The sequence below is a fragment of the Zhongshania aliphaticivorans genome (assembly GCF_001586255.1).
Taxonomy (GTDB): Bacteria; Pseudomonadota; Gammaproteobacteria; order Pseudomonadales; family Spongiibacteraceae; genus Spongiibacter; species Spongiibacter aliphaticivorans.
This window is the reverse complement of record NZ_CP014544.1, coordinates 2,522,007-2,546,940: the sequence shown is the minus strand read 5'-3', so window position 1 is coordinate 2,546,940 and position 24,934 is coordinate 2,522,007. Positions and strand designations below refer to the sequence as shown.

The 24,934-nt window shown below is 50.0% G+C and carries 20 protein-coding genes and 1 tRNA gene; 13 read left to right on the top strand and 8 right to left on the bottom strand.

Translation table 11 applies throughout. The annotated features are described in order from the left end of the window. Window positions 1-19 precede the first annotated feature (19 nt). Window positions 20-2,167 (top strand): 3-hydroxyacyl-CoA dehydrogenase NAD-binding domain-containing protein, encoded by a 2,148-nt coding sequence (locus tag AZF00_RS11300; RefSeq protein ID WP_008249311.1) that lies wholly within the window; start codon window positions 20-22, stop codon window positions 2,165-2,167. Window positions 2,168-2,305: 138 nt separating this feature from the next. On the opposite strand, the gene secD is transcribed toward AZF00_RS11300, so the two are convergent. Both secD and AZF00_RS11290 read right to left on the bottom strand, forming a co-directional pair. Continuing rightward, window positions 2,306-4,834, bottom strand: coding sequence for a protein translocase subunit SecD (gene secD / locus AZF00_RS11295; protein ID WP_008249312.1), 2,529 nt, complete (start codon window positions 4,832-4,834; stop codon window positions 2,306-2,308). Window positions 4,835-4,955: 121 nt separating this feature from the next. After that, window positions 4,956-5,396, bottom strand: a complete 441-nt coding sequence (locus AZF00_RS11290) for a hypothetical protein (protein ID WP_143829375.1) — start codon at window positions 5,394-5,396, stop codon at window positions 4,956-4,958. A 401-nt stretch (window positions 5,397-5,797) separates the two neighbouring features. Here AZF00_RS11290 and AZF00_RS11285 point away from each other — a divergent pair, with 401 nt between their 5' ends. Further along, window positions 5,798-6,814 carry an AraC family transcriptional regulator gene (locus AZF00_RS11285; protein ID WP_081482640.1) on the top strand — a complete coding sequence of 339 codons (1,017 nt, stop codon included), beginning with the start codon at window positions 5,798-5,800 and terminating at the stop codon, window positions 6,812-6,814. A 53-nt stretch (window positions 6,815-6,867) separates the two neighbouring features. Here AZF00_RS11285 and AZF00_RS11280 read toward each other — a convergent pair whose 3' ends face one another. Then, a complete protein-coding gene (locus AZF00_RS11280; RefSeq protein WP_008249316.1) occupies window positions 6,868-7,761 on the bottom strand; it encodes a LysR family transcriptional regulator in 894 nt (297 codons plus the stop codon). Between the two features lie 110 nt (window positions 7,762-7,871). Between AZF00_RS11280 and AZF00_RS11275 the strand changes: the two genes are divergently transcribed. The 5 genes from AZF00_RS11275 (at window position 7,872) to AZF00_RS11255 (ending at window position 13,284) form a co-directional block, all read left to right on the top strand. Continuing rightward, entirely contained in the window at window positions 7,872-8,549 is a 678-nt protein-coding gene (locus tag AZF00_RS11275; RefSeq protein ID WP_008249317.1) for a histidine phosphatase family protein, read from the top strand. A 35-nt stretch (window positions 8,550-8,584) separates the two neighbouring features. Next, window positions 8,585-9,808 carry an acyl-CoA dehydrogenase family protein gene (locus tag AZF00_RS11270; protein ID WP_008249318.1) on the top strand — a complete coding sequence of 408 codons (1,224 nt, stop codon included), beginning with the start codon at window positions 8,585-8,587 and terminating at the stop codon, window positions 9,806-9,808. 9 nt (window positions 9,809-9,817) lie between these two features. After that, window positions 9,818-10,846, top strand: a complete 1,029-nt coding sequence (locus AZF00_RS11265; protein WP_008249319.1) for a phosphotransferase family protein — start codon at window positions 9,818-9,820, stop codon at window positions 10,844-10,846. A 24-nt stretch (window positions 10,847-10,870) separates the two neighbouring features. After that, the gene (locus AZF00_RS11260) at window positions 10,871-11,650 is read left to right on the top strand and encodes an SDR family NAD(P)-dependent oxidoreductase (protein WP_008249320.1); all 780 of its coding nucleotides are present in this window, start codon (window positions 10,871-10,873) and stop codon (window positions 11,648-11,650) included. A 104-nt stretch (window positions 11,651-11,754) separates the two neighbouring features. Next, window positions 11,755-13,284 carry an acetyl-CoA acetyltransferase gene (locus tag AZF00_RS11255; RefSeq protein ID WP_008249321.1) on the top strand — a complete coding sequence of 510 codons (1,530 nt, stop codon included), beginning with the start codon at window positions 11,755-11,757 and terminating at the stop codon, window positions 13,282-13,284. Between the two features lie 15 nt (window positions 13,285-13,299). Here AZF00_RS11255 and AZF00_RS11250 read toward each other — a convergent pair whose 3' ends face one another. Beyond that, the gene (locus AZF00_RS11250) at window positions 13,300-14,319 is read right to left on the bottom strand and encodes an AraC family transcriptional regulator (protein ID WP_231856153.1); all 1,020 of its coding nucleotides are present in this window, start codon (window positions 14,317-14,319) and stop codon (window positions 13,300-13,302) included. A 238-nt stretch (window positions 14,320-14,557) separates the two neighbouring features. Here AZF00_RS11250 and AZF00_RS11245 point away from each other — a divergent pair, with 238 nt between their 5' ends. From AZF00_RS11245 to AZF00_RS11235, 3 genes are read left to right on the top strand one after another with little or no spacing between them, the layout of a single operon-like run. Beyond that, window positions 14,558-16,522, top strand: a complete 1,965-nt coding sequence (locus tag AZF00_RS11245; RefSeq protein WP_008249323.1) for a TOL_0244 family TonB-dependent receptor — start codon at window positions 14,558-14,560, stop codon at window positions 16,520-16,522. Continuing rightward, window positions 16,510-17,082, top strand: coding sequence for a TOL_0243 family YfiR-like periplasmic protein (locus AZF00_RS11240; RefSeq protein WP_008249324.1), 573 nt, complete (start codon window positions 16,510-16,512; stop codon window positions 17,080-17,082). Before AZF00_RS11245 ends, AZF00_RS11240 begins: the two co-directional genes overlap by 13 nt. Next, the gene (locus AZF00_RS11235; RefSeq protein WP_062383786.1) at window positions 17,082-18,671 is read left to right on the top strand and encodes an ATP-binding protein; all 1,590 of its coding nucleotides are present in this window, start codon (window positions 17,082-17,084) and stop codon (window positions 18,669-18,671) included. The genes AZF00_RS11240 and AZF00_RS11235 overlap by 1 nt, the downstream gene beginning before the upstream one ends. Window positions 18,672-18,685: 14 nt before the next feature. On the opposite strand, the gene AZF00_RS11230 is transcribed toward AZF00_RS11235, so the two are convergent. After that, window positions 18,686-18,762: transfer RNA gene (locus tag AZF00_RS11230), tRNA-Arg, on the bottom strand. A gap of 75 nt (window positions 18,763-18,837) precedes the next feature. Beyond that, entirely contained in the window at window positions 18,838-19,302 is a 465-nt protein-coding gene (gpt, locus tag AZF00_RS11225) for a xanthine phosphoribosyltransferase (protein WP_008249346.1), read from the bottom strand. Between the two features lie 175 nt (window positions 19,303-19,477). On the opposite strand from gpt, the gene AZF00_RS11220 reads away from it, so the two are divergent. Further along, a complete protein-coding gene (locus AZF00_RS11220; protein ID WP_008249347.1) occupies window positions 19,478-20,848 on the top strand; it encodes a sigma-54 interaction domain-containing protein in 1,371 nt (456 codons plus the stop codon). A gap of 23 nt (window positions 20,849-20,871) precedes the next feature. Here the strand turns inward: AZF00_RS11220 and AZF00_RS11215 are convergent, their stop codons facing one another. Beyond that, complete coding sequence (locus tag AZF00_RS11215; protein WP_008249348.1) at window positions 20,872-21,219, bottom strand: translation initiation factor Sui1; 348 nt, start codon at window positions 21,217-21,219, stop codon at window positions 20,872-20,874. A gap of 91 nt (window positions 21,220-21,310) precedes the next feature. On the opposite strand from AZF00_RS11215, the gene AZF00_RS11210 reads away from it, so the two are divergent. Then, window positions 21,311-21,532, top strand: coding sequence for a SlyX family protein (locus AZF00_RS11210; RefSeq protein WP_008249350.1), 222 nt, complete (start codon window positions 21,311-21,313; stop codon window positions 21,530-21,532). 73 nt (window positions 21,533-21,605) lie between these two features. Here the strand turns inward: AZF00_RS11210 and AZF00_RS11205 are convergent, their stop codons facing one another. Next, window positions 21,606-21,863, bottom strand: a complete 258-nt coding sequence (locus AZF00_RS11205) for a cold-shock protein (protein ID WP_143829410.1) — start codon at window positions 21,861-21,863, stop codon at window positions 21,606-21,608. 447 nt (window positions 21,864-22,310) lie between these two features. Between AZF00_RS11205 and AZF00_RS11200 the strand changes: the two genes are divergently transcribed. Then, window positions 22,311-24,932: a PAS domain-containing sensor histidine kinase gene (locus AZF00_RS11200; RefSeq protein ID WP_143829379.1), complete on the top strand. Its 2,622-nt coding sequence runs from the start codon at window positions 22,311-22,313 to the stop codon at window positions 24,930-24,932. The last annotated feature ends 2 nt before the right edge of the window (window positions 24,933-24,934 follow it).

The following is a 24,934-nucleotide window of genomic DNA, read 5'->3' as shown; positions in this document are numbered from 1 at the left end:
TAGACAGGATGAAATAACAATGACAGGCACATTTAATTACCAAAAAGACAGCGACAATATCGTTACCGTAACCATGGATATGAACGGTCCGGTAAATGCGATGAATGATGAATACTTTACCTTAATGGCTGAGACAGTAGATCGCCTAGAGGCCGAGCGCGATAGCATTGCCGGCGTTATTATTGCCTCGGCAAAAAGCACGTTTTTTGCGGGTGGCGATATTAAAAGCATGTTGACCATCCAGCCGGGCGACGATGAAGTGGCCATGTTTGAGACCAACTTAAAGATTAAGGATCAGCTGCGTCGTATAGAAAAACTGGGCAAGCCAGTGGTCGCGGCAATAAATGGCGCGGCACTCGGCGGTGGTTACGAGATCTGTTTAGCCTGCCATTATCGCGTGGCCTTAGATAGCAAAGCGGTGCAGGTCGGCTTGCCTGAGGTGAGTTTAGGTCTGCTGCCTGGCGGTGGCGGTGTCGTCCGTTTAGTGAGTAAGTTTGGTGTTGAGCGGGCGATTATGCCGCTGCTAGAAGGAACGCGCTTTAACGCGCAGAAAGCCCTAGCGAATGGCTTTGTCGACGAACTGGCGAGCGACGTTGACGACATGATGGCCAAGGCCAAAGTCTGGATTAAAGCGAATCCGACGGCGCAAAACCCTTGGGATGTAAAAGGTTTTAAGATACCGGGTGGCGATATGCGCAAGCCGGCGATTGCGCAAATGATTCAGGGTGCAAACCCGATGATCTTCCAGAAGAGCAAAGGTCTTGTGCCCGCGCCAATCAAAATTTTGGACGTCATTGCTGGTACGCTGAAAATGGATTTCGACACCGCTCAGCTAGTCGAAACACGCACGTTTATCAGCTTGCTCACCGAGCCAAGCGCCAAGAACCTAATGACCTTCTTTTTGCAGATGAACCAGGTGAATGGTGGCGGCAGTCGGCCTAAATCAGTACCTAAGTCCAAGGTCAAAAAAGTCGGCATTTTAGGCGCTGGCATGATGGGACAGGGTATTGCCTATGTTTCGGCCATGGCCGGTATTGAGGTGGTATTAAAAGATATTAGCCAAGATGCCGCCGACAAAGGGAAGGCCTACACCGATAAATTGCTTAGCAAACGCGTTGCCAAAGGACGCATGAGCGAAGAGCAAAAGCTAGCCACGTTGAATTTAATCACGCCCTCTGCCGAGGCTGATGCCTTGCGCGGCTGTGATTTGATCATTGAAGCAGTATTTGAAAATGTTGAGCTTAAGCACAAGATAACCAAGGAGCTCGAGCCAATGTTGGCCGAGGACGGCGTCTGGGGCTCTAATACCTCAACATTGCCGATTACCTTGCTTGCTGAGCCATCGTTGAACCCCGAGAATTTTATTGGTATTCACTTCTTTTCACCGGTCGACAGAATGCCCTTGGTCGAAATCATTGTTGGTGACAAAACCTCCGATGAAACCTTGGCGCGCGCTTTCGATTACAGTCAGCAGATTAAGAAAACGCCGATTGTTGTTAATGACTCGCGTGGTTTCTTTACCTCTCGCGTGTTCGCTACCTACATCGATGAAGGCGCGCTATTGTTCGAAGAGGGCGTTGATCCGGTGGTAATCGAAAACATTGGCAAAGCGATTGGTATGCCAGTAGGGCCGTTAGCGGTGCAAGATGAAGTGAGTCAGCAGCTTGCCGTTAAGGCCACCGACACCAACCGCGAATTAGATAAACGCAATGGCGATAACTACGCGGCCGATACTGCAGCATATCGTCTGGCCAGCAAAATGCTCAAGGAGTTTGGCCGTGGCGGTCGCGCTCATGGTGGCGGTTACTACGAGTATCCGGCTGACGGGGAGAAGTTCCTGTGGCCAGAAATCTACAATTGGCACTATAACCAAGCCGTTAGTCTGCCAAATGATGACATTAAAGATCGCCTACTGTTTAGGCAAATTGTTGAATCTCTGCGTTGCTACCAAGAAGGTGTCATGAATAATGTGGCCGATGCCAATATTGGTTCGATCATGGGAATTGGCTTTCCGCCCTATACCGGTGGTGTTTTACAGTATGTTAATACCTACGGCTTGAAAAAATTTGCCACTCGGCTGGCCGAGCTCGCCGCGAAATATGGGGAACGTTTTGAGCCCCCGCAAGTGCTGCTCGATAAGGCAGAAAAAGGTGAGCTGTTTGCCTAAGCTTACTGCACGGTAGGACGCACCGGCGGTCAGTCTGAACGTCGCGTCCGTGTCCGAAAGGGCCGTCTAGGACTCCTGCGATGAATGAAAAAGCGACCTTAGCCGGCTTGTTATGGCTAAGGTCGCTTTTTGCGTTATTTACGGTCGATCTTCACGTAAAAACAGATTTGAGTCGTGGGCCAGGGACGCGCCCGCGTGTAATTTCAGTTTCTCCATTGCCTGCTCGCCAAGGATGAGAACGATGGGCGCAGCGATTAAAATCGACGAGCTGGTGCCGATAACAATGCCAAATAGCATTGGTAAGGCAAAGCTGGCAACAGCACTGCCGCCTGCAATGCCCATCGGCAGAATGGCTAAAAAAGTCGTGGCCGAGGTAAATACGGTTCGGTTTAATGTTGATGTGAGGCTTTCGTTAATTAGGTCGGCGAGGGGCTTGTCCGGATTCGCGCGCAGGTTTTCACGTATGCGGTCAAATACCACCACTTTGTCGTTTACCGAATAGCCGATAAGAGCGAGTAGCGCGGCAATTGCAGTCAGGTTGAACTCGACGCCGGTGAGGGCAAAAAAACCCAAGGTCTTCGTAATATCCAATGCTAAGGTTGCCATGGCGCCGATAGCAAAATAACGCTCATAGCGACTCCATAAATAAATAAACATGCCACTACAGGCTAATAATACCGCAATCATACTGGTGGCAATAAATTCGCTGCTTACACTTGGGCCAACCATTTCCAAACGAGGAAACGCCACGTCTTCAGCAACACTTGAGATCGCTGATTTTATTGCGTTTATCCGCGCCTCTGCATTTTCGGTCTGCGGCTGGCTGGGCAGGCGGACGAGGAAGCTACCTTGTTCGCCAAATTCTTGGATCGCCACATTGTCGAGTTTTAGGGTGGCAAGGCTTTGCCGCAAGGTTTCTATATTGGTATTTGCGGGGCTGCGCACTTCTAGCACGGTGCCGCCATTGAAATCGATACCGGTGTGAAGCCCAGGCTGAAACATCAGGGCAATCGATGCCACTGATAACACTGCCGACATAATAATGCCGACGCGACTGGCTTTAAGAAATGGGATAGTTTGGTGTTTACCAAAGCCGTTTAGCAGGGCTAGGCCCTTTATGACGAGGGGCTTTCTGCCGAGTGTATTAACGCGCCAATCAATGATTAATCGGGTGACGGCGATAGAGGTAAACATGGATAGTATTAAGCCGACCGCCATGGTTACAGCAAACCCCCGTACTGGGCCACTGCCGAACAAGAAGAGTAAGCCAACGGCGATTAGCGTGGTGATATTGGAATCGAGAATGGTACTAAAAGCTCGCTCGAAGCCGCGCTGTACAGCAAAGCGACCGCTGACGTTGACGCGGCATTCTTCCTTAATTCGCTCATTGATGAGGATGTTGGCATCTACCGCCATGCCGAGGCTGAGAATTAAGCCAGCGATGCCGGGTAGGGTTAAGGTTGCATCTAGGGCCGCCAGGGCGGCAATGAGTAAGGCCACGTAGATGATGAGCGCAGTGTTGGCGATAAGACCCCAGCGGCCGTAGGCTGCCATCATAAAACCAAGAACCAAGGCTGCGCCTATGAGACCGGTGCTGACGCCCATGGCAATGGCATCACTGCCTAGGTCTGGACCTACTGTGCGCTCCTCAACAATGCTTAAGGACGCCGGTAGAGACCCCGCGCGCAACAGTAGCGAGAGATCACTAGCCTCACGGCTTGTAAAGTTGCCGCTAATTTGCCCTGCGCCACCGCTGATGATACTGCGAATAACCGGGGCGGTAACAACCACATTGTCGAGTACGATGGCAAAGGCACGACCGATATTAGCCTTGGTAATGTCGGCAAATACTTCCGCGCCATGTTGATTTAAACGGAAGTTAACGACAGCCTCTTGGGTATTCGGGTCGAAGCCCAGCCGGGCATCGCTGAGATCACCACCATTTATGAGCGACTGCCGGTTTAGGGTGTACTGCTTTTGCGCCTCGGCGCCGGGTAAAACGAGTGTGGCGACGTCGCCATCACGGCTGGCGTCATGAACTAAATGAAAACTCATTTGCGCCGTACGGCCAATTAAGTCTTTAATTCGGCTGGGGTCTTTTACGCCGGGCAGCTGCACTAAAATGCCGGTGTTGCCTTGGCTGGTAATTAAGGGCTCGACTACGCCAGTTTCGTTAATCCGTCGTTTTAGCACCTCGAGACTGCGCTGTACTGCGTCCGCTAAAAGCTGTGTCCGGTATGCTTTGCTCATTTCAAAATTCAGGGCATCGCCGACAACACTCACTTTGAATTGCCGCGGGTTTTGGCCTTTTTGCAGATCTGCGGCTAGTTGTTGGGCCGCGTCTAATTGCGCGGTATTGCGCAGTTTTATCGTCATGGTGTCGGCGGAGATCTTTGCCGGTGCAGCCGGAATCCCATTGGTTCGCAGCTGGCTACTGACCATGTCGACAAATTGCAGTCTGGTTTCGGCGAGCAATTTTTTATCGTCAATGTGCAGTAAAAGGTGGGATCCGCCACGGAGGTCTAAGCCGAGGGTGACTTTGTGCTGCTGATACCAGTTAGGTGTGTCGGCGATCCACGTACTGGGTAGTAGACTTGGTAAGGCAGTAATAATAGCGATCAGGACAATGGCTATATAACTAAAAATTTTGAATTTAATATATCGCATAAATCTCTCGCGGTCAGGCGCCACCGCAGGCGGTGGTCACCGAACAATCATATTGAATTGCTTATGTTCGAAAAGCGCCTAAATACCCATAACGGCGTAGATCGACGCGGTGAAACTGAGCTTATAAGCGGGAGGGAGGTGCGCGAGGATTTAAGATCTCGCAAAAATGGCGCCGACGTTGATCGAAGGTGGTTCTGCAATCTAGTGGGCCAGTGTTTAAATGCTGGGTTGAAAAAGCGGATGGTTCAAGGAATACAGCCGCTTTGTCGGTGTCCGGTTGGGCGCCACCGTCGATAATCAGGCGGCGTGGTTCTGCAAAACTGAAGCCCTGGGGTGTCAGAACAAATTCATTACTCGGATTATCGCCGTTGCTAATAGAGAAATAAGATGACGGGGCGTTGGCGTTTTCAGTCAGTACGAAAAGTAGGCTAAGCAGCGCGGCAACGCAGCTTATTAGTGCTTTATGGCTCGCCACAGCAAACAAATTGCGCGTGGAATTCGCCGTTGATTGGGTGATGGTCGTGGCATTCATATGAGGCAAGGCGGTGAGTTCCTTTTGCAAAATAGCCTATAGCCCGCTGGGAGCAGGGCACACTAGCATGGCGGCAGATGGCCGTCACTAGGGTGGCTGCTAATATTTTACGATTATGCTCTTTGTTACTGGTTTTCGTTAGCGGCTGGGGCGCTAAGCTGAGCAGGTTGTTCAGGTGCGGGCTTGGCGCCTCGCCAAGTATGCTACGGTTTTTGCCGGATACCGGAACAAGTCTGTTTGGTTTTAGCGCAAATCGAAACGATTCCGTGCCGGGATGCTTGCGCTGGAGAATAATGATAATCAGGTTTGGCCATTAATGGTGTTAATCTTACCTTGGCCGCGTTTGAATGTTGGTATTGGCCAGCGCGGCCTGGAATTAACTGCTCGTTATCTGCTCACTCTAAAATTATATAAATAATGAGGGTACAGTTTTGCGATTACCTACGGTATGCGTCGAATATTTAGACAGTTTAGTTGCTTACCTGAGTACCCAAGGCGTTCGTCCAAGCCAATTGCAGGGAATTATGGGTTTAAAGCCTGAGGCGCACCTTACCGAGTACGGCCGATTCCCTTTGCGGCTCTTTGAAATGATGTTGGATGCGGGCAGCCAGCTGCTGAACGATCCCTATTTGGGCGCCCATGCGGGCGCACATAGCTCAAAGCAGGCCTGGGGTATGGTCAGCTATCTTGGTATGAGTGCGCCAAGTTCTCGTGAAGCAGTGCATGCCGTAGTGGATTTTTCAAGATTGTTAATTGACCATGGCGACGTTGAGTATTCGGTCTTCGGTGAGGACTTAGCGTGTTTGAGCTGGGTGGTGCCGCCACGGCAACAGGTATCTCGGCAGCTGGTCGAATTCTTTTTTAGCAGCTGGTATCGGGTTAATAAACCGATGCTTGATCGCTGGTGCAGTAAGCGCGAAATTCATTTTAATCATTGCGGCCCGGCCGACAGCACGGAAATCGAAGCGATTATCGACGCGCCGGTTCATTACAATAGTGGCGCGAATTGTGTCGTTTTTGATAATCACTTTTTAGACTTGCCGAGCCGTTTTCCTCACCCGGCCATCTATCGCTCTTTGGTACAAGCGGCACGGGCAGAATTAGCCAATTTGCAACTGGAAGACCGTATTGTAAAAGAGGTTTTGGAATGCATTGTGCGCCAATTACCCGAGGGCGTACCTAAGCTAGAAGATGTGGCTGCCGAGCTTGGTTTGGCGTCAAGAACTTTGCAGCGCCGTCTGAATAATACTGAAACCAACTTCAAGGGCTTGGTCGATGACGCCCGCAAACAGCGTTCAAAGGCCTTAATTGACGACAGTAAAATGGGCTTGTTAGATATCTCTGCAGAGCTGGGTTTTAGCGATCAGAGCGCGTTTCAAAAGGCGTTTAAACGCTGGTTTGGTTTAGCGCCGGGGCGCTACCGGATGAGTCAGCAAGCAATGCAATGAATGCAGTTGGCGTATTCCATAGACGCAAATTTCTAGTAGTAAACGTAATTAGCTTACAGCGTGTTTTGAACTTGGGTCAGCAGCTCGCCTAGCCAGAGTAGGGCTGGGTCGTGACTAACGCTTTTATGGCGAAATAAACGTAGCTCTAATTTCGGCGAGTCAAAGGGAAGTGCCCGGCTGGGAAGCTGCCAGTACGTGGCGATGCTACTGGGAATTGCCGCGATAAAATCAGACTGGTTCAGTAGCGCGGGTAGCGCGGCGTAGTGTTGCAAGCGCAGGGCAATACGTCTTTGCTGGCCAATTGACCGCAAGGCCAGATCAATATGGCCAGAGCCGCTTAATCGGCTGGATACATGAACATGGCGGCTGTTGATAAAGGCTTCTAAATTGAGGGTGCTCTTGCTTAACGGGTGTGCCTTGCGCATGACGCAGGCATAGTCGTCGGCAAAAATGGGCTGACTGATTAACTCCGGGTGGCTGAGCAGGGGGGCATCTATCGCAAGGTCGATATTGCCACTGGCTAATTCAAAAGGGACTTCTCGCCGATCCATAAAAACCACTTCGAGATTGGTTCCTGGCGCGAGTATCGCAAGCTTTTTTAGCAATTCTGGCAATAAGATAAGCTCGGCGTTTTCGGTTGCATGGAGCCGGAAGGTCCGTTTACTGGTGGCGGGGTCAAAACCAATACGAGCGACTACGCAGTTGTCGAGACTTTTTAAGGACTCCCGCACCGTACTAATTAATTGCCGTGCCAAGGGGGTGGGGTTCATGCCGCTGGGGCTGCGCACAAAAAGGGGGTCATCGAAGATGGCGCGCAGCTTTGCTAGTGAACTGCTTACCGCCGGTTGAGTCACGTGTAAAACACCGGCGGCCCGGGTGAGGCTTTGCTGGGAGTAAATCGCTTCAAAGACCACAAATAGATTTAGGTCGATCTTGAGGTTGCTCATTATGCGCGCCTGCTTATTAATTCTGCTTATTATGGTGTATAACAATAATCAATTTCAATAATGATTGGTGTGTGGGTATGATTTAGGCTTCTGAAATATGGGGCTGGACAATGGCAGAGATAGTGATGGTTCGACATGGTCAGGCTGCCTTTGCCAGTGACGACTACGATCGTCTTACGGATATTGGCTGGGAGCAGGCGCGTCTATTAGGCGAGTACTTTAGCGCGGCGGAGCGGGGTTTTGATGTGGTGTTTACCGGCACGATGCGCAGGCACCGCGAAACCTTGGCGGGTATACGCGATGTTTTTGCCCAGTCTATGCCAGCCATCGCCATGCCTGAGGCGCTGGCTATACCTGAGCTGAATGAATACGACTTTCACAGTTTGGTAGACGCTTATTTGGCGAATATTGGTCAAGAAATAGATCGCAGCGAGCCACGTAGTTTTTACCGCACCCTGCGGCTTGCTTTGATCGCGTGGAGTCGCGGCGAACTCAGCGATGTTCTTGAAACCTGGGCAGCGTTCGAGCATCGGGCGCGTTCCACCCTGACTCGTCTAGCCGAAACCCAGGGCCGGGTCCTGGTGGTGACGTCCGGTGGACCAATTAGCGCGATGCTGCGTGAGGCGCTCAAGCTCGATGTCGAAACAATGGTGAATTTGAATTTGCAGGCAAAAAACTCTGGGATAACTCGCTATTTTAGTAAAGGTGAGCAGTTTCATTTAAATACTTTTAATGCCGTGCCGCACTTGGCGGCGGCAAGCCACCAACACCTAATTACCTATACCTAATTTTTCTTAATACGATACCTCAAGAGGACAGCACAATGGATTTAAGCCAGAGTCAAAAGGGCCAGCAGTTATTGGCAAAATTAAATGATTTTATGGACGAGCATATTTATCCCAATGAAAAAGCCTATGCCGAGCAATTGCACAGCGCAGAGAATCGCTTTGGTATTTTACCTTTAATGGATGAGCTCAAACTGAAAGCCAAGGCGGCAGGTTTGTGGAATCTATTTTGCCCAGAGGAATTCCCGGAGTACTGCGAGCACGGTGGTTTAAGCTTTACTGACTACGCCCCGCTCGCCGAGGTAATGGGGCGGGTTATTTGGTCGCCAGAAGTGTTTAACTGCAATGCACCAGACACCGGCAATATGGAAGTGTTTATGAAGTACGCCACTGACGCCCAGCGCGAACAGTGGTTAACGCCCTTGCTTAATGGCGATATTCGCTCTTCCTACGCAATGACTGAGCCTCAGGTTGCGTCCAGTGATGCCACCAATATTGAACTCAGCATCGTTAAAGATGGCGATGAGTGGGTGCTTAACGGTCGTAAGTGGTTTATTACTGGCGCAATGAATGAGCGCACTGCCATTTTTATCGTGATGGGCAAGTCTGATCCAGATAATGCTAACCGTCATAAGCAGCAGAGTCAGGTATTGGTGCCCAAGGGTACACCGGGATTGTCAATTATTCGCCCGCTGAGCACATTGGGTTACGACGATGCGCCAATTGGTCATGCAGAAATTGTATTTGAAAATGTGCGGGTGCCGCTGGAAAATATTCTGCTGGGTGAAGGTCGAGGCTTTGAAATCGCACAAGGACGTTTGGCACCTGGCCGTATGCACCACTGCATGCGGTTGATTGGCGCGGCGCAGCGCTCTCTGGAGCTGGCGTGTCAGCGCGCCGTGTCGCGTACTACCTTTGGCAAGCCGCTGAGCAAACATCAATCGGTGCGCGAGGAAATTTCCAAGAGCTTTTCCGAAATTGAAATGGCACGTTTGTTGGTTTTAAAAACCTGTAAACAGATCGACGAACAGGGGCCAATGCAAACCACCGATATGATTGCGGCCACCAAAACAACCGTGCCTCTGCTGGTGCAAAATGTGATTGACCGCTGCATGCAGTTGCACGGTGCTGGTGGCTTAACGGAAGATTACTTTATGGCTGAGGCGTTTAATTACGCGCGTTGGTGTCGCCAGGCTGACGGCCCAGATCAAGTGCATCAAATGGCCTTGGGCAAACAAATTATTGATCGCTACGCTGTTTAAGGAGGATGCATGGCAACTACCTTTGATTTAGATACTGCGGTTTTAGGCGCCTATCTTGAAAAAAATATAGCGGGCTTTAAGGGGCCGCTGACCGCCGATAAATTTTCCGGTGGGCAGTCTAATCCGACCTACCTGATAGCGGCTGCCAGTGGCAAATATGTGCTGCGGCGCAAGCCACCGGGTGAGTTGCTGAAATCTGCCCACGCGGTAGACCGTGAGTATCGCGTAATGAAGGCGCTGGCCCAAACCAATGTGCCGGTGCCTAAAATGCGGGTGCTGTGTGAGGACGACAGCATTATTGGCTCAATGTTTTACGTTATGGATTATATTGATGGTCGAATTCTTTGGGACGCGGCGTTACCGGAGCAAAGCCCCGCAGAGCGCGGTGCTATTTACGACGCCATGAATCAGGTTTTAGCCGATTTGCACAATGTGGATGTTGACGCTATTGGCTTGAGTGATTACGGCCGTCCCGGCAATTACTTTGAGCGCCAGCTCAGCCGTTGGACTAGCCAATACCGCGCCAGCGAAACCGCAACGGTGCCGGCTATGGAAGCGATGATCGAGTGGTTAAATGCCAATCTGCCGCCAGACGACGGTTTGGTGTGTATTAACCACGGTGATTTCCGGCTCGACAATATGATGTTCGATAATAAAGAGCCTAAGGTTTTGGCCTTGTTGGATTGGGAGTTGTCGACCTTGGGGCACCCGTACGCGGACCTCGCTTACCAGTGTATGCAGCTGCGTATTCCCGGTGATGCCGCCATCCCGGGGCTTGGCAGTGTCGACCGCGAGGCGTTGGGTATACCGTCTGAACAAGAATACGTACGTCGATATTGTGAGCGGCGCGGTATTGAAGGAATTGATCACTGGGTGTTTTACCTGGCCTTTGCGTTTTTCCGTCTCAGCGCGATTTTGCAGGGTGTGTACAAGCGTGCGCTGGATGGCAATGCCTCGAGCGAGAAGGCTATGGCTTATGGCGCATTGGCGGCACCTCTTGCTGAACTAGGCATGGCGCTGATCGAAAAGGGCGAGTAATAAGGGTTAATTAGGTTATTTAAAATGAATGAAGCAATAGCGAAGAGTATTGATTTATCTGGCCGGGTGGCTTTGGTCACCGGTGCGTCTAGCGGCTTAGGCGCTCATTTTGCCAAAGTATTGGCGCAGGCTGGGGCGGCGGTGGTCGTCGCCGCTAGGCGCGTAGAAAAGTTAGAGGCGCTGGTGGCAGATATTTCAGCGCAAGGCGGTAAGGCGCTAGCGGTGGCAATGGACGTCAATGACAAGGCGTCAGTTGTCGCGGCGTTCGATCAGGCCGAGGCGACCTTGGGCGCCGTTGCAATCCTAGTGAATAACGCTGGCGTTGCCGATCCAAGTCGCTTTGTGGACAGCACCGAGGAGCAGTGGGACTTTGTCGTTGACACCAATTTGCGCGCTGTTTGGCGGGTGTCTCGCGAGGCCTCAGTGCGGATGATACAGGCGGGAGTCAGTGGCAGTATTATCAATATTTCCTCGATATTGGGTCTGCAGCCAAGTGCGAATAATAGTTTGTACGCGACCGCTAAGGCGGGGGTGGTTCAGCTTACCAAAAGTGCTGCGCAGGAATTATGGCGTAATAATATTCGCGTTAATGCCTTGTGCCCGGGCTATTTTGAAACGGAGATTAATGCTGACTTTTTTCGCTCAGAAAAAGGTCGTCAGTACGTGAGCCGAATGCAGCCGCGGCGCCTTGGTCAAATGGAAGAACTCAGTATGCCTTTATTATTACTTGCGAGTGATGCGGGTTCTTTTCTGAACGGCGTGGCTTTGCCCGTGGACGGTGGGCATTTGGTGCAGTCGCTTTAAAGCTTGGCTTTATTACCATGAAATGGGTGCGTAAACGTCAATACAAAATAGGCCATAGCGCGCTACACTTCATCGCTTAATAATAGTGATAGAGGATTAACTCAGTGGCAAATACAACACCGATTCTGGTTGCATCCGGTCAATATGTGTTTCGTGATACGCTTACGCCTGATAATGCACTGGCCCCAGTAGACATTGCCGCTGAAGCGGTAAAAGTAGCGCTGGCGTCGGCTCAGGCGACAGAACCGCTCGCGGCCCACATTGATACCATTGCCTTTATCCGCGGTTTTATCGATTCAATACCTGGCGGGGCCGGGCCGTTTGGTATGAGCAATAATATTCCTCGTTCATTGGCGAAACGTATTGGTGCCAATCCCCGCACTGCGATTTACGGCCGTGAGGGCGGGCATTCACCCCAGCGCTTTGTGAACGAGTTTGCGGAGAAAATCGCAGCGGGCGAGATGTCTCTGGGCCTAATCGCGGGTGCTGAAGCCACCGGTATTATGAAGCAAGCATTGAAGGCGGGCCTGCCGCTTGATTGGAGCGAGCAGGTGGATGGTCAGCTTGACGATCGTGGCTGTCATTTACTGTTTACCGACCACGAGGTGAATCACGGCATCACCTTCCCAACCCAAGTTTACCCTTTGTTTGAAAATGCTTGGCGCGCTCGGCATGGTTTGTCTGAGCCTGCACATCGCCAGCTGGCTTCACGCTTATTCTCTAAATTTTCTGAGGTGGCGGCAAGTAATCCCTATTCGCAGTTCCCCACTGTTCGCAGCGAGACCTTTCTAAATGAGGTCTCGGCCGAAAATTACTGGGTGGCGAGGCCTTATACCAAGTGGATGGTGGCGCAAGACGCGGTGAATCAAGGGGCGGCTTTGTTAATGTGTTCGGTTGATAAAGCTATTGAGCTGGGTATTCCTGAATCGCAATGGGTGTATTTACACAGTTATGCTGACGTCGATGATCGCTGGGTGTCGGAGCGACCAGATTTGGCCGTTTCTGAAACCATGCGTTTGAGTCTAAATGCAGTGTTAGCAAGCGTAGGTAAGTCGATTGAAGAGATCGATATTATGGACATCTATAGCTGTTTTCCTATTGCAGTACTCGCCGCCTGCGAGGCTATGGGGCTGGATTGGACGACGGATAAACCGCTTACAGTAACCGGTGGTTTGCCTTTCTTTGGCGGCGCGGGAAACAGCTATAGCACCCACGCCATCGCCAGTCTAACTGATGCCTTGCGCAGCAAACCGCAAGACTACGGCTTGATCACTGCCAATGGTGGTTTCTTATCTAAGCAATCGGTGGGAATTTACTCGGCGCAAGTGCCAAGCAAGCCTTGCCACAATGCCGACCCTGATTTACAGGCCAAGTTCAATGCCTTGCCGCGCGCAGAACTCGTTGAGCAAGCAGACGGTGTCGGCAGTATTGAAACCTATACGTTGGTGTATAACCGTGGTGTGGCAACGCTCGGTATGGTGGTTGGCCGTTTGGGTGATGGCAGACGTTTTTTAGCCAACACTGAGGACGAGTCTAGCTTGGCAATAATGGCGGGGGAGAGCGAGTTGATTGGTCGTAAGGTGCAAGTGCATCACAAAGCAAATAAGAATATTGTGAGCTTTAATCTGGGCTAATTACTTATCCGGGGCTTAGAGGTGTTGCCGGTATTTTTGCGGTGACATTCCTGTCCACGTTTTAAAGGCCCGCGTGAAACCACTGGCTTCTGAGAAGCCAGTGCGCTGAGCTATTTGCTCAATAGACAGTTTGGATTTACCAAGATAGTACAAGGCGGTGTCGTGGCGGCACTGGGTTTTGACGTCGTTAAAGCTGGTGCCCTCCTGAGCTAAACGTCGCCGTAGGGTCTGCGGGTGTAAATGGAGCTGGGCGGCGATGTCTTCTATGCCCGGCGTATTGATCAGGCTTTTGTTGATAATTACACGCACTTGGGCCGTCCAACTTTTTTCATCGTACTGCTGGATAAGAAAAACAAGATTGGGATGCCGTAAAAATCGGTGTAAAGACTGCTCATTTTGTTTGGTGGGTAAGTCGGCCAAGCTACTGTGGAAAATCATCTCGGTGCGCGGCTGATTAAAATATACTGGCTGGCCCAGAAACAAATGGCGATACTCTGCGGCATGCTCGGGGGCAGGGTACTGAAGGTTTACGGCAATGAGCGGCAGGTGCTGCTGGGTGATCCAGCTGCTAAACCGGTGCAGATTAAACATGACGAGCTCATACGCGTAATTTTGGTACTCATACTCTTGATCGCTCGGCGTAATAATTAATCTAGCTTCATCATCATTAATTTCAAAATAGGGTTGTAAGCCCCACTCGAACATCTGATAAAACCGGCAGTAGCGCGCTAGAGCGTGGCCTAGTGTTGCGCAATTGATCACCGAATAACACATATTATTCCATGTCCCGAGGGTGTAGCGGCCGGGTCCGTATCCTAGAAATTCATCCTTCATTGCGCGAGTTACGATGGTTTGCAGTTTGCCTAATTTTACGGCGGGAATACGGGCACTCTGTTGTTTAAGTAATTCTTTGGATATGCCTGCATCCATAAGCAGCTGGTTGGGGTCTAAACCTTTGGCCACCGCGTTGTGGAGAACGGCGTGAAGAAAGTAATTGGCAACAGAAATGTTGCGCATTGACGTTATGCTACTCATTTTCTTCTACTTACGGCATGCGTGTTGAAATTGTTTACCCGAGATGAACACTTTGGGTGTTCAATCATAACAGGCCCCTCGTAGTGGGATAAGGATATAAGGTCTATATAAGTAAAATATACTATAGTCGGTAGAATGTTTGTGTATTACCGTGAACATTGGGCCCGTGAACCTTGGCTAAGCAGGGCATGAATAAGAATTAGGGCCAATTGGTCCGTTAAAAAAAAGAGTGTAATATATGCCGAAAATGACAATGCAGGCGGTGAATACACATTTTAAGCATACTTCCTGCCGTGGCGTATTACCCGCTTCTATTCTATTTATGCTTGTTGCGCCGAGTGTGTATGGGGCCAATACTCAGCCGCTGTTGCTTGCCCGCATTGATGATTTGGCCAGTCTTAGTCTTGAATCTTTAATGAATATCGATGTGGTCTCGGTGTCTAAGCGTAGTGAACCACTGCAGCAGTCACCCGCAGCGGTATTTGTTTTGGACGGCAGCACTATTATTCGCTCGGGTGTTAAAAGCATTCCAGAAGCCTTGCGCCTAATTCCAGGCTTGCAGGTGGCACGTTTAGATTCTCACTCTTATGCAATAACCGCGCGGGGCTTTAATTCGACCGTTGCTGATAAATTAGAAGTGCTCATGGATGGTCGCAGTCTGTATACCCCGTTGTATTCGGGTGTTTTTTGGGACGCGCAGGACACCTTAATGGACGATATTGAGCGCATTGAAGTGATTCGTGGGCCGGGTGCCGCGCTGTGGGGGGCAAACGCGGTAAATGGCGTGGTGAACATCGTTACCAAGTCCGCGGCAAATACCCAAGGCGGCTTTCAGCAAGCGGGTGGCGGCGGTGAGTTCGATGGTTTTGCGGCTTGGCGCTACGGTGGTAAAGCGGGTGCGCTTGGTCATTATCGGGTGTATGCCAAAACCACGCACTACGCCCCTCAAGAAAGCGCGGGTGCGGGCGATGCAAATGATGCCCGAAATCATGATCAACTTGGCTTTCGGACTGATCTTCAGCTGAGCGAAAGCGATAAGCTGACCTTGCAGGGTGATTTGTATAAGGGGCGTATTGATAACCCGCTGAGCAATAAAGCTGAATCTACGAGTGGCTACAATGTGATCGCAAGGTGGAAACGGCGTTACGACGACACCACCGATACCGAAGTACAGTTTGTTTACGATCAGAGTAGCCGTGACGATACTCAGACCTTTACAGAAGACCGCAATATTTATGATGTCGAAATAAAACATCGCTTCACGGTTGGGACCCGTCAGAATTTTGTGATTGGCGGGGGCTATCATACAACAGACGATAATATTGGCAGTCTTAATCCCGCGGTCCTTAAGTTTGTACCTAGTGCGCGAAAAGATGAGACCGTCGACGTCTTTGCGCAAGATCAAATTGAATTAATCGAAAATAAATTACACCTAACCTTAGGCGCGAAGTACGAGAACAATGATTATACCGGTGATGAATTTCAGCCCAGTGCGCGCTTTAGTTATATTGTAAATGAGCATAATACGGCCTGGGGTGCAGTGTCCCGTGCAGTTCGGATTCCAAACCGCTTAGATCATACGATCGATATCTTTGGCGGTGTTTTAGTCGGTGATGAAAACTTTACCTCTGAAGAGGTGATTGCATACGAGTTGGGTTACCGCACCCTGCTTAATTCTGAAGTTTCTGCTGATGTCGCTGTTTTCTATAACGAGTACGACAAGCTACGTTCGTTTACTGATGACTTTTTTAACCCGCAATCTGTTCCGGTCCGCTTTGTCAATGATGGTGCTGGGCGAACCCAAGGGCTTGAACTCACTGTTCGGTGGGAGCCGCTGCCAGCGGTAAAGATCTTAGCGAGTTACGTCTATCAAGATATGGACGTGGCGGCGAAGTTCGGAAGTCGTGATCTTAATATTGCGCAAAACAACGAAAATGATCCAAACAATCAAGTCAATCTTAGGCTGGACTGGGATATAGCAGACAGTTGGTCTGTGCAAGCTCGGGCTAGATGGGTCGATGCGCTTGATGATGTAGATGTTAAGGCCTACTCCGCGTTTGATGTCACCAGCATTTGGCGGCTAAGTCCCCGTGTTGAGTTGTCGCTAATAGGCACTAACCTACTAGATCCGCAACACGCAGAATTTAGCGGTGGCAATGAAATTGGTCGCAGTGTCCATGGGCAGTTCACATGGCATTTCTAAGTGGGGACTTTGTGAAGTTGTTGCTTAGAGCGAGGTTGCACGTGCGATTATTCCTTGCTGTGGCCTTGGCTTTCTTTTGCAGCGCAATTCATGCGTATGCCGATACATCGGAATTAGAGTACCGAGTGAAATCCGCATTTTTATATAATTTTACAAAATTTATTGAGTGGCCCGTTGCGAGGCAGCGTGCGGATTTTGTAATGTGCGTTGCCGGTAGCCCGCAGTTACACGCCAAACTGGTGGAGACCATTGGTAATAAGGAAAACAATGGTATGCCGATCAAATTTAGTAGCATTCGGCATCCCGGAGAGGCGCAGAATTGCCAGCTAGTTTTCCTTGGCTTCATGGATGCCGCGCGCTTGAACGATTGGGTAGGTGCGCTTGCCGATACGGCGGTTCTGACCGTGAGTGACGACAGCGGCTTTATTGAAATGGGCGGTATGATTCAGTTTGTTATTATTGATGGCAAGATTCGTTTTGATATCAATCAGACTGCGGCTAATCGTTCAAGTATAAAAATGAGTTCTAAATTACTGGGGCTGGCTCGAAATGTTAATTAATGACTGCGCAGTTAGGCTTTATGACTCGGAGTGCTGATGTCCCGATTAGATCGAAATTATTGGCAGCCATTGTCGGGACAACATCCGTTTGTCTTTTTATTACTGCTTCCGTTTTTCTTGTTTATAACTGGTTCAATGTTCGCGACACGCTGAACAATAACTTGTCTGCTGTTGCCGAAGTTTTTACCTTGAATACAACTGCCGCGCTCAGCTTTAATGATGCCCCCGCCGCGAACGAAATTTTGTCTTCTTTGCGTGCTAAACATGATGTTTTACAAGCTTGCGTATACAAATCCGATGCGACGGGGGAGCATTTGTTTGCACGCTATAACCGAGATGTCGGAAGTTCATTGCAGTGCTTGGAGGTACCGCCGGAACATAATTTTTATACTCATAATCATTTGGTGGTGGTTAGCCCAGTGATGTTAGGTAGTGAACGTATCGGAAGTTTGTATATTGAGCGGGGCTTGAGCGATCTCTGGGAATCGACACGACTAGATAGTTTGGTGGTGGGCTTAATGGTGCTGGCGAGCATCGCAATTGCTTCTATTTTATCTCTGTTTTTACAACGCTTAATTTCAAATCCAATATTAGCGTTGCTGCAGACAACGAAGGAAGTGTCAGTGGCGGGTGATTATTCGCTGCGCGCCCTGCCGACCGGGAATGATGAAATCGGTGAGTTGATCTTGGGCTTTAACAATATGTTGGCCCAAATCGAGAGTCGTGATCTTACTTTGGAAACGACCAGAGATGAGCTTGAAATCCGTATCGAGCAAGCGGATAAAGCGAATGCGGAGCTAGAGCAGGCGCTTAAACGCTTAAAAGAAACGCAAGAACAGCTGGTGAATAATGAAAAAATGGCATCGCTTGGTGGCTTGGTTGCCGGGGTCGCCCATGAGATAAATACCCCGGTTGGGGTCGGCGTGACCGCTGCCAGTACGCTCAGAGAAGACACTAAGGCAACGACTGATCTTTATGAAACCGGTGAATTAACAAACTCGGCACTTAAGCGGTATTTCGCAACATGCATGCAGGCTACTGAGGTCATACTGGGCAATTTGCAGCGCGCCGCAGACCTCATTCACAGCTTCAAACAAGTCGCGGTAGATCAGACTAGCAGCGAATATCGGATGTTTGAGCTAAAGCGCTATATTGATGAGACCATGCTGAGCCTCAAGCCAAAGCTGCGCAGCACTGATCTTGTGGTAGAGATTGAGTGCGACCCCAATTTAGCGATTAACTCCGTGCCGGGGGCGATGTCACAGATTATTACCAACCTCGTCATGAATTCAGTGCAGCATGGCTTTGACGAAGGGGAGAAAGGGCATTTACGGATTGCCGTAGAGGAGCAGCCAGAGCAAATTCGTATTCAGTACAGTGACGACGGCAAAGGCATGCCACCAGACGTTGTTAAGAAAATATTTGAACCCTTTTTCACCACTCGCCGAGGCTCAGGTGGAAGCGGTCTCGGGATGCATATTGTCTATAACTTGGTTACCCAGCAATTGAAAGGCAGTGTCAAGGTAAGAAGCGAACTTGGAAAAGGCTGCGCAGTTGAAATCACCTTCCCTAAGAAATTGCTAGAATAACTGCTGGTGTGAAATGGTGTCCCCGACAGGATTTGAACCTGTGACCTGCCCCTTAGGAGGGGGCCGCGCTATCCAGCTGTGCCACGGGGACATCAAGTGCGATTGGTGTGGTTTACCATCGCGCGGCAGATTCTATAGTGATTGGCGCTGTGAATCAAAAAAAGCCTTATTTTACTAGTGGTTCGCTATAGCTCGGCTGGCTGTCCCAGGGGAAATGAATCCAGGTCTCTTGGGTAAACTCTCTCACATAGTGTTCCGTCAGCGCTTTTGCTTGGGGTTTGGCATATATGGTGACAAAGCAGGCTTTAGGCAGGAGTTCTTTGGCAATTTTTGCGGTGCCGCCAGTATCAACTAGGTCATCGACTAATAAGTAGCCGTCACCATCACCTTCAACGGTCTTTAGAATATTAATCTTGCCCTGTTGGTCATGGTCGTAGCTGGCAATACAAAGAGTGTCGACCACGCGCAAATTTAATTCCCTTGCCAAAATGGCGCCTGGCACTAAGCCGCCACGAGCAATACTGACAATGCCTTTCCACGGTCGGTCGGTTAGCTTGCGGGCAAGGTTTAGGGTGTCGCGGTGAAGTTCATCCCAACTTAGGTAGTAGACGGGGATATTGGAGTCCGGCATGACTGAGACCTTTGTGCTGTCGGCAAAGGTGGCAGATTGTGCCGGATGGTGGGGCTTACCGCAAGAGCTCGCTGGAGTGAGATAATAGTGAGGTGTCGATTTTTTGACAAATTAGAGTGACCGTTAGTGGGTTTATTAGTATAGTCAAAAAAATGACATTTACCGGGCATTGTTAATGCACTCAGAATTAAGACTATTGGTTGTCGCGCCGCAAGAGTTGGAGTGTCGGCTGCTCACACTCCTAGCCGCCCTTGGGGAGTCACATGTCAGTAGTGACTGGCGTTCAGCTAGCCCCGGCGACTGGGATGCGGTGTTTTGCGGGCCGTTAAGTGCAGAGCAAAATGCCTGGTTGTTACAGGGAGCGGCGAGTCATTTACAGCTTATTTCAGTTGTTGCTGAGCAATCAGCGACGCCGGATCTCGACGCCGCGTCGGATTTAGTATTGAAGGATCATTGCTATTATCTAGACGTATTAGAAGTGCTTTACCAAGTGCGGGCACGCTTATCCGTACCCAAGGAATTGCTCAGTGATATGGCGTTGAGCGAGGAGGTCGTGGGTGTCAGTCCCGCCATAAGTGAGCTGCGTCGCCTGACGCGTCAGGTTGCCGATAAGGCCGTAACTGTTCTCATTACCGGGCCGTCTGGTGCGGGAAAAGAGCTGGTTGCGCGAAGCTTACACAAGCAATCGCGTCGGCGGGATGCCCCGTTTGTCCCCATTAATTGTGGCGCTATTCCGCGAGAGTTATTAGAGAGTGAGTTGTTTGGCCATGAGCGCGGAGCGTTTACCGGGGCTATTTCCAGTCGTGCAGGACGTTTTGAACTAGCAGAAGGGGGAACGTTATTCCTCGATGAAATCGGCGATATGCCGCTGGATATGCAGGTTAAAATTTTACGAGTTATTCAGGAACGCCAGTTTCAGCGTGTCGGTTCAGATAAAACTCGGCTTGCGGATGTGCGGATCGTCGCAGCTACACACCGAGACTTAGAGGCAATGATTGCCGCTGGCGAGTTTCGTGAAGATCTTTATTATCGCCTGAATGTATTTCCGTTGCGGGTACCACCGCTGGCGGAGAGGGCGGAGGATGTGCCGCATTTGGTTCGCGTGCTATGTCAGCAGCTTCGTGCGGAAGGCTTAGGTGAGTTGCGTTTGGCTGGCTCTGCGATGGCGTCATTATGTGCGCATCATTGGTCGGGTAATATTCGGGAACTTGCGAATTTATTGGAAAGATTAGTCATCATGTACCCGGATAAGGTCGTGGGGCTCGGCGACTTGCCCGAGAATTACCGTTATGGCGAAGAGCATTGGCGTGAATCTACTCCAATACCAAATGCCCTAGGTCGTGACGCCACTGAACAACATGAATTTAGGGTGTCTTTGCCCGCTGAGGGCTTTGATATGAAGGCGCAGATGAGTACATTGGAGCGCGCGTGGATTGAACAAGCTTTGGCTATACATGACGGAGTCGTCAGTAAGGCCGCCCAGCATTTGGGGTTGCGACGGACGACCTTAATTGAAAAAATTCGTAAATTGGCTATTCAAATTTAGGGCTTCTATTTCCAGGGGCGGCTTTAGCCTCCGGCGAGTTTTACCTGGAAGCCCTTCGCTTCTAGCAGCGTTTTTAGGGCATGACGATGGTCACCTTGAAACTCCATTTCGCCGTCTTTAATGGCACCGCCAGTGCTGAGTTTTTGTCGCAATTCCTTGGCCAGATTTTTTAGCGCGGTGTCATCTAACAGTAAGCCATTAACAATGCTGACCCCTTTGCCTTTGCGGCCCTTGGTTTCGCGGCGAATCCGGGCGATACCGTCGCCTTCCGGTATGCTTGTGCTGTTGCTTTTACATTGGCAGTTGCCAGTGGCTTGCTGGCATTCTGGGCACAGGCGGCCTTGGTCGGTGGAATAAACTAGTCTAGGCACGATTTTCTCCTTTTTCACGCTGCGCTGATTATAATGGCAGTACGCCAATTTTGGCGTGTTTCTCGTTAAATCTATCAGCGGAGTGTGAATAATGGTCGGCGATGTTTCTGCCCAATTAATTGAGCTGCAAAGTCAATTTGCCTTTCAAGAGGATTTACTTGCTGCCCTAAATGAGCGGGTAGTGGCGCAAGATCGCGAATTGCAAAATATGCGCAATGCAATTACCCAGCTTAGTGAGCAGATTCGTCAGCAAAGCACGGTATCAGATGGTACGGGTCAATCGGTTGATATGGATAGGCCACCCCATTATTGAGGGTTCGTTACTAAGTCAGTGTGGAAAAAACGGGGGAACCTTGGGGCGCAGGCCCCAAGGTCGCGGGCACTGTTTATTTTAAGACTGAAACTTCTTCTGCCTGAGGGCCTTTTTCGCCTTCGCTTAAGACGAACTCAACTAATTGTCCTTCGTTTAAGCTACGGCGACCGCGTCCCTGACCGCGAATCGAACGAAAGTGTACGAAAACATCACCGCCAGCATCACGGGTAATAAAACCGTAGCCTTTGCTAACGTTAAACCACTTAACCGTACCGCGTTCACGCTGACTTTTAAACTTGTCCGCTAAATTGGGCAAGCAGGGCGATAGCATCATGGCGAGTGCAATGGCAATACAAATAATGGCTGCCGGTGCGATTTGTAAAGCGTCTAATCCGATGAGTTGAAGTGCCCAAAGGCTGGAGAAACTCAGGGTGGAAAGTAAAATAATTCTAATTATCAGTAACATATAGATCCAAATATAGCTGAAATGAAATGGTGCAAAGTGCTGTTAGTGGGTTGTTCGTGTATAAACCCGGCGCGAATCATAGCATTTCTGAGGCTTTACGTCGCGGTACTCGGCCTGAGGTCATTCAGGCTTACATTTAACGGGATGTTGGCGCATAACGGGGGCGGATTCAGTACGTTTAGACTAAGCTGATTGTAGGCCTTTTCAATTGGATAGACCGGGATTTAGTGGAAATTACGCATAGTGGCTGCTACGGCTTACGGGCATTCTTGATAGCTTAATTAAAGCTGAGGTAATTTTGTGCGTGACTGGGTGAAATCTAAGGAAAGATTGAATGGCGAAAAACGGAATCGCGTCATCCTAAATTTGTCTATTGTTGTACTATTTACATTGATGGTACTGATTACGGCGACTGAAACTATTCGGTTTATCGACGCGACGGCGAAGGTCGACAATGCAACAGCGGTTGTTGCGCAAATTCAAATACAAGAAGATTCTTTGTTTGCCTTGGACGCGCTGACGAACCGAGGGCTCGTTATTAAAGAGTTCATGGATGCTTTAAACGCGGGTGATTTGTTTGTATCTGACAGTGTCCGCGCGCGCTTAATCTCCGCCCGTGAGCTGCTATTAAGTGAGGGTATGCTGGGCTTTCCAAAAGACACCAGAGTGGATCTCTGGCGATTGCTTGGCGTGTATACCAGCTTTGAATTAGATGGCTATAGTCGTAACGCTGGCGCTGGGGTTCAGCCAAATTTGGTTCCCCTTAATCCGCAGGTGGATACTCAAACATTAATCCGTGATTTACAAAATTTGCGGGCACAACAAAAAAAGTGGGTGAGCGATTTAGCCGCTCAGGCTTTGGGATCGCGGCATTTAAATCAGACCCAGTCCTATCTTGTTATCTTTTTGATTTTGTTAGGATTTATTCCATTGTTTGGCGGTATTGTAACGTCGAGGCATTTTGCTAAAGAACATCAGCAGCTGTTGAATACTCGGGAGTATTTTAATCGCTTAATCAGTAGTTTGCCCGGATTAGTGCTACTAACGACCCGCACGGGTGAAATTATTGGCGCGAGTAAGGCCGTGTCAACATTTTTGGGACATTCGCCGGAGTGGTATCAGCAAGCGGCTATAGAGCAAATTTTACCTAAGCGGTTTCAGCAACAGTATCAGCTATATAGCCAAAATCACCTTGAAACAAAATGCGGAACGGTTAAGGGCCGAGAGCTCTTGCTCCTTAGTGCCGATGGCAAAGAGCTGCCAGTGGAATTGTTTTTTGGCGATTTTGAAACCGCTGACGGAGACGTCTTGGTCGTCAGCTTTCGCGATGTACGAGAGCAGCGAGCTCTGTATCAGCGCTACCAACGAGTGCAGCGCCGTTTTGATATGGCCATGACTGCGTCTAGAGACGGCTTGTGGGACTGGGATCTGAGCACGAATGAGGTCTTATTTAGTGCGTCTTGGCTAGAGATGATGGGGATTTTAGGTGGCCATCCGTTAAATGGCTTAGTGGTATTTGAAGACTGCGTATTTCCTGAAGATCGTCCTCGTGTTAAGCGGCAACTAGAGGCGTTTTTGCGCGGCAAGGACATTTTGTTTAGGGCTGAGCATCGATTGCGCTGTCGTGATGGCAGCGTCCGTGATGTGGTGAGTCGGGCTTGTGCACAGCGTGACGGTAACGGAAAAGTACTACGAATGGTGGGGGTACACTCTGATGTGACCTCGTTCAAAGAGGTCGAGCGGGAAGTGTTGCGCTTAAACCGCAATTTGGAAGACCGTGTCCGGCTGCGTACCCAGCAATTAGAAAATGCCTTGGTCAGCGCGGAGGCGGCGAACAGTGCCAAAGCGGCGTTTTTAGCAGTTATGGGCCACGAGATCCGAACGCCCATGAACGGCGTGATTGGCATGACGGATTTGTTGGCGAAGACCACTTTGGATCGTGAACAAAAAATGATGGTGGATACTGTTCGCCGCTCGTCGCAAAGTTTGCTATCGACCCTCGATCATATTCTTGATTATGTGGCGCTCGAGTCGGAAAGTGCAGAAATTAGCCCAGCAGAGCTGCAATTGGTTGAGTTTGTTGAAGGGCTTGTCGACAGTGTGGGCTTGCAAGTCGCAAAAAATAAACAGCGATTTATACTTCATATTGAGCCTGATTTGCCGGCGATTGTTATTGCAGATGCCGCCTACTTACGTAAAGTGCTGTGCAACCTAATTGATAATGCGATTAAGTTTTCTGTGTACACGGCGCCTCACGGTATTATCCAGCTGCGTTTAGGTTTGGCAGAGGATCAGTCTGGTTTAGCACAAGGGCAGCGACGCTTGGAAATTAAGGTTATTGATAATGGCATCGGTATTTCCAGTGAACAGCGCAGCCAGCTCTTTGAACCATTTGTGCAAATGGAGACAAGTCGGGCTCGTCGCTTTGGTGGTACCGGCTTGGGCTTGGCTATTTCTGCAAGAATAGTGAAGCTAATGTGTGGTCAAATAGCACTGAGCAGTGCGCCAGGGGGGGACACCTGCTTCGCGGTGGAGCTTGTCGTTGGGGTGCCAGAAGCGCAAGGAGTTGTTGAGGAGCCTCGCCGAGTTGCGGTACTTGCTTGTATTCCTGATGTGCTACTACGCAATGCTGTGGATGTGATGCTAACGGTAAATGGGTATGAGGTGCACTGGTTTGAGTCGCTTGCTGAGTTAAGCGCAAAAGTAGATGGACTCGCTTTGCCGGGAGTCGTGTTGGCGCTTGCGAATAATCAGAGCGTACGGGATTACTGTGTTAGCCATAATTTAAAAATGCTCGCGCTAAGCGAGCGACCGAGAGACAAGGCGGCTTTAAGTGTAGATCGTGTCTATACCGACCCGCTATTGCCCTCCGCCTTGCTGCGTGCACTTGAGCGCGAGCAGCGAGGCTTAAATTCGTTTATCAGTGGCGCCTAAGG

Coding starts and splice junctions, on each gene's coding strand:
- secD (WP_008249312.1), bottom strand. CDS start 4,834: ATGCGATATATTAAATTCAAAATTTTTAGTTATATAGCCATTGTCCTG.
- AZF00_RS11210 (WP_008249350.1), top strand. CDS start 21,311: ATGGTCGGCGATGTTTCTGCCCAATTAATTGAGCTGCAAAGTCAATTT.
- AZF00_RS11265 (WP_008249319.1), top strand. CDS start 9,818: ATGGCAACTACCTTTGATTTAGATACTGCGGTTTTAGGCGCCTATCTT.
- AZF00_RS11245 (WP_008249323.1), top strand. CDS start 14,558: ATGCCGAAAATGACAATGCAGGCGGTGAATACACATTTTAAGCATACT.
- gpt (WP_008249346.1), bottom strand. CDS start 19,302: ATGCCGGACTCCAATATCCCCGTCTACTACCTAAGTTGGGATGAACTT.
- AZF00_RS11270 (WP_008249318.1), top strand. CDS start 8,585: ATGGATTTAAGCCAGAGTCAAAAGGGCCAGCAGTTATTGGCAAAATTA.
- AZF00_RS11235 (WP_062383786.1), top strand. CDS start 17,082: ATGACTGCGCAGTTAGGCTTTATGACTCGGAGTGCTGATGTCCCGATT.
- AZF00_RS11220 (WP_008249347.1), top strand. CDS start 19,478: ATGCACTCAGAATTAAGACTATTGGTTGTCGCGCCGCAAGAGTTGGAG.
- AZF00_RS11205 (WP_143829410.1), bottom strand. CDS start 21,863: ATGCTATCGCCCTGCTTGCCCAATTTAGCGGACAAGTTTAAAAGTCAG.
- AZF00_RS11260 (WP_008249320.1), top strand. CDS start 10,871: ATGAATGAAGCAATAGCGAAGAGTATTGATTTATCTGGCCGGGTGGCT.
- AZF00_RS11300 (WP_008249311.1), top strand. CDS start 20: ATGACAGGCACATTTAATTACCAAAAAGACAGCGACAATATCGTTACC.
- AZF00_RS11250 (WP_231856153.1), bottom strand. CDS start 14,319: ATGAGTAGCATAACGTCAATGCGCAACATTTCTGTTGCCAATTACTTT.
- AZF00_RS11280 (WP_008249316.1), bottom strand. CDS start 7,761: ATGAGCAACCTCAAGATCGACCTAAATCTATTTGTGGTCTTTGAAGCG.
- AZF00_RS11240 (WP_008249324.1), top strand. CDS start 16,510: ATGGCATTTCTAAGTGGGGACTTTGTGAAGTTGTTGCTTAGAGCGAGG.
- AZF00_RS11275 (WP_008249317.1), top strand. CDS start 7,872: ATGGCAGAGATAGTGATGGTTCGACATGGTCAGGCTGCCTTTGCCAGT.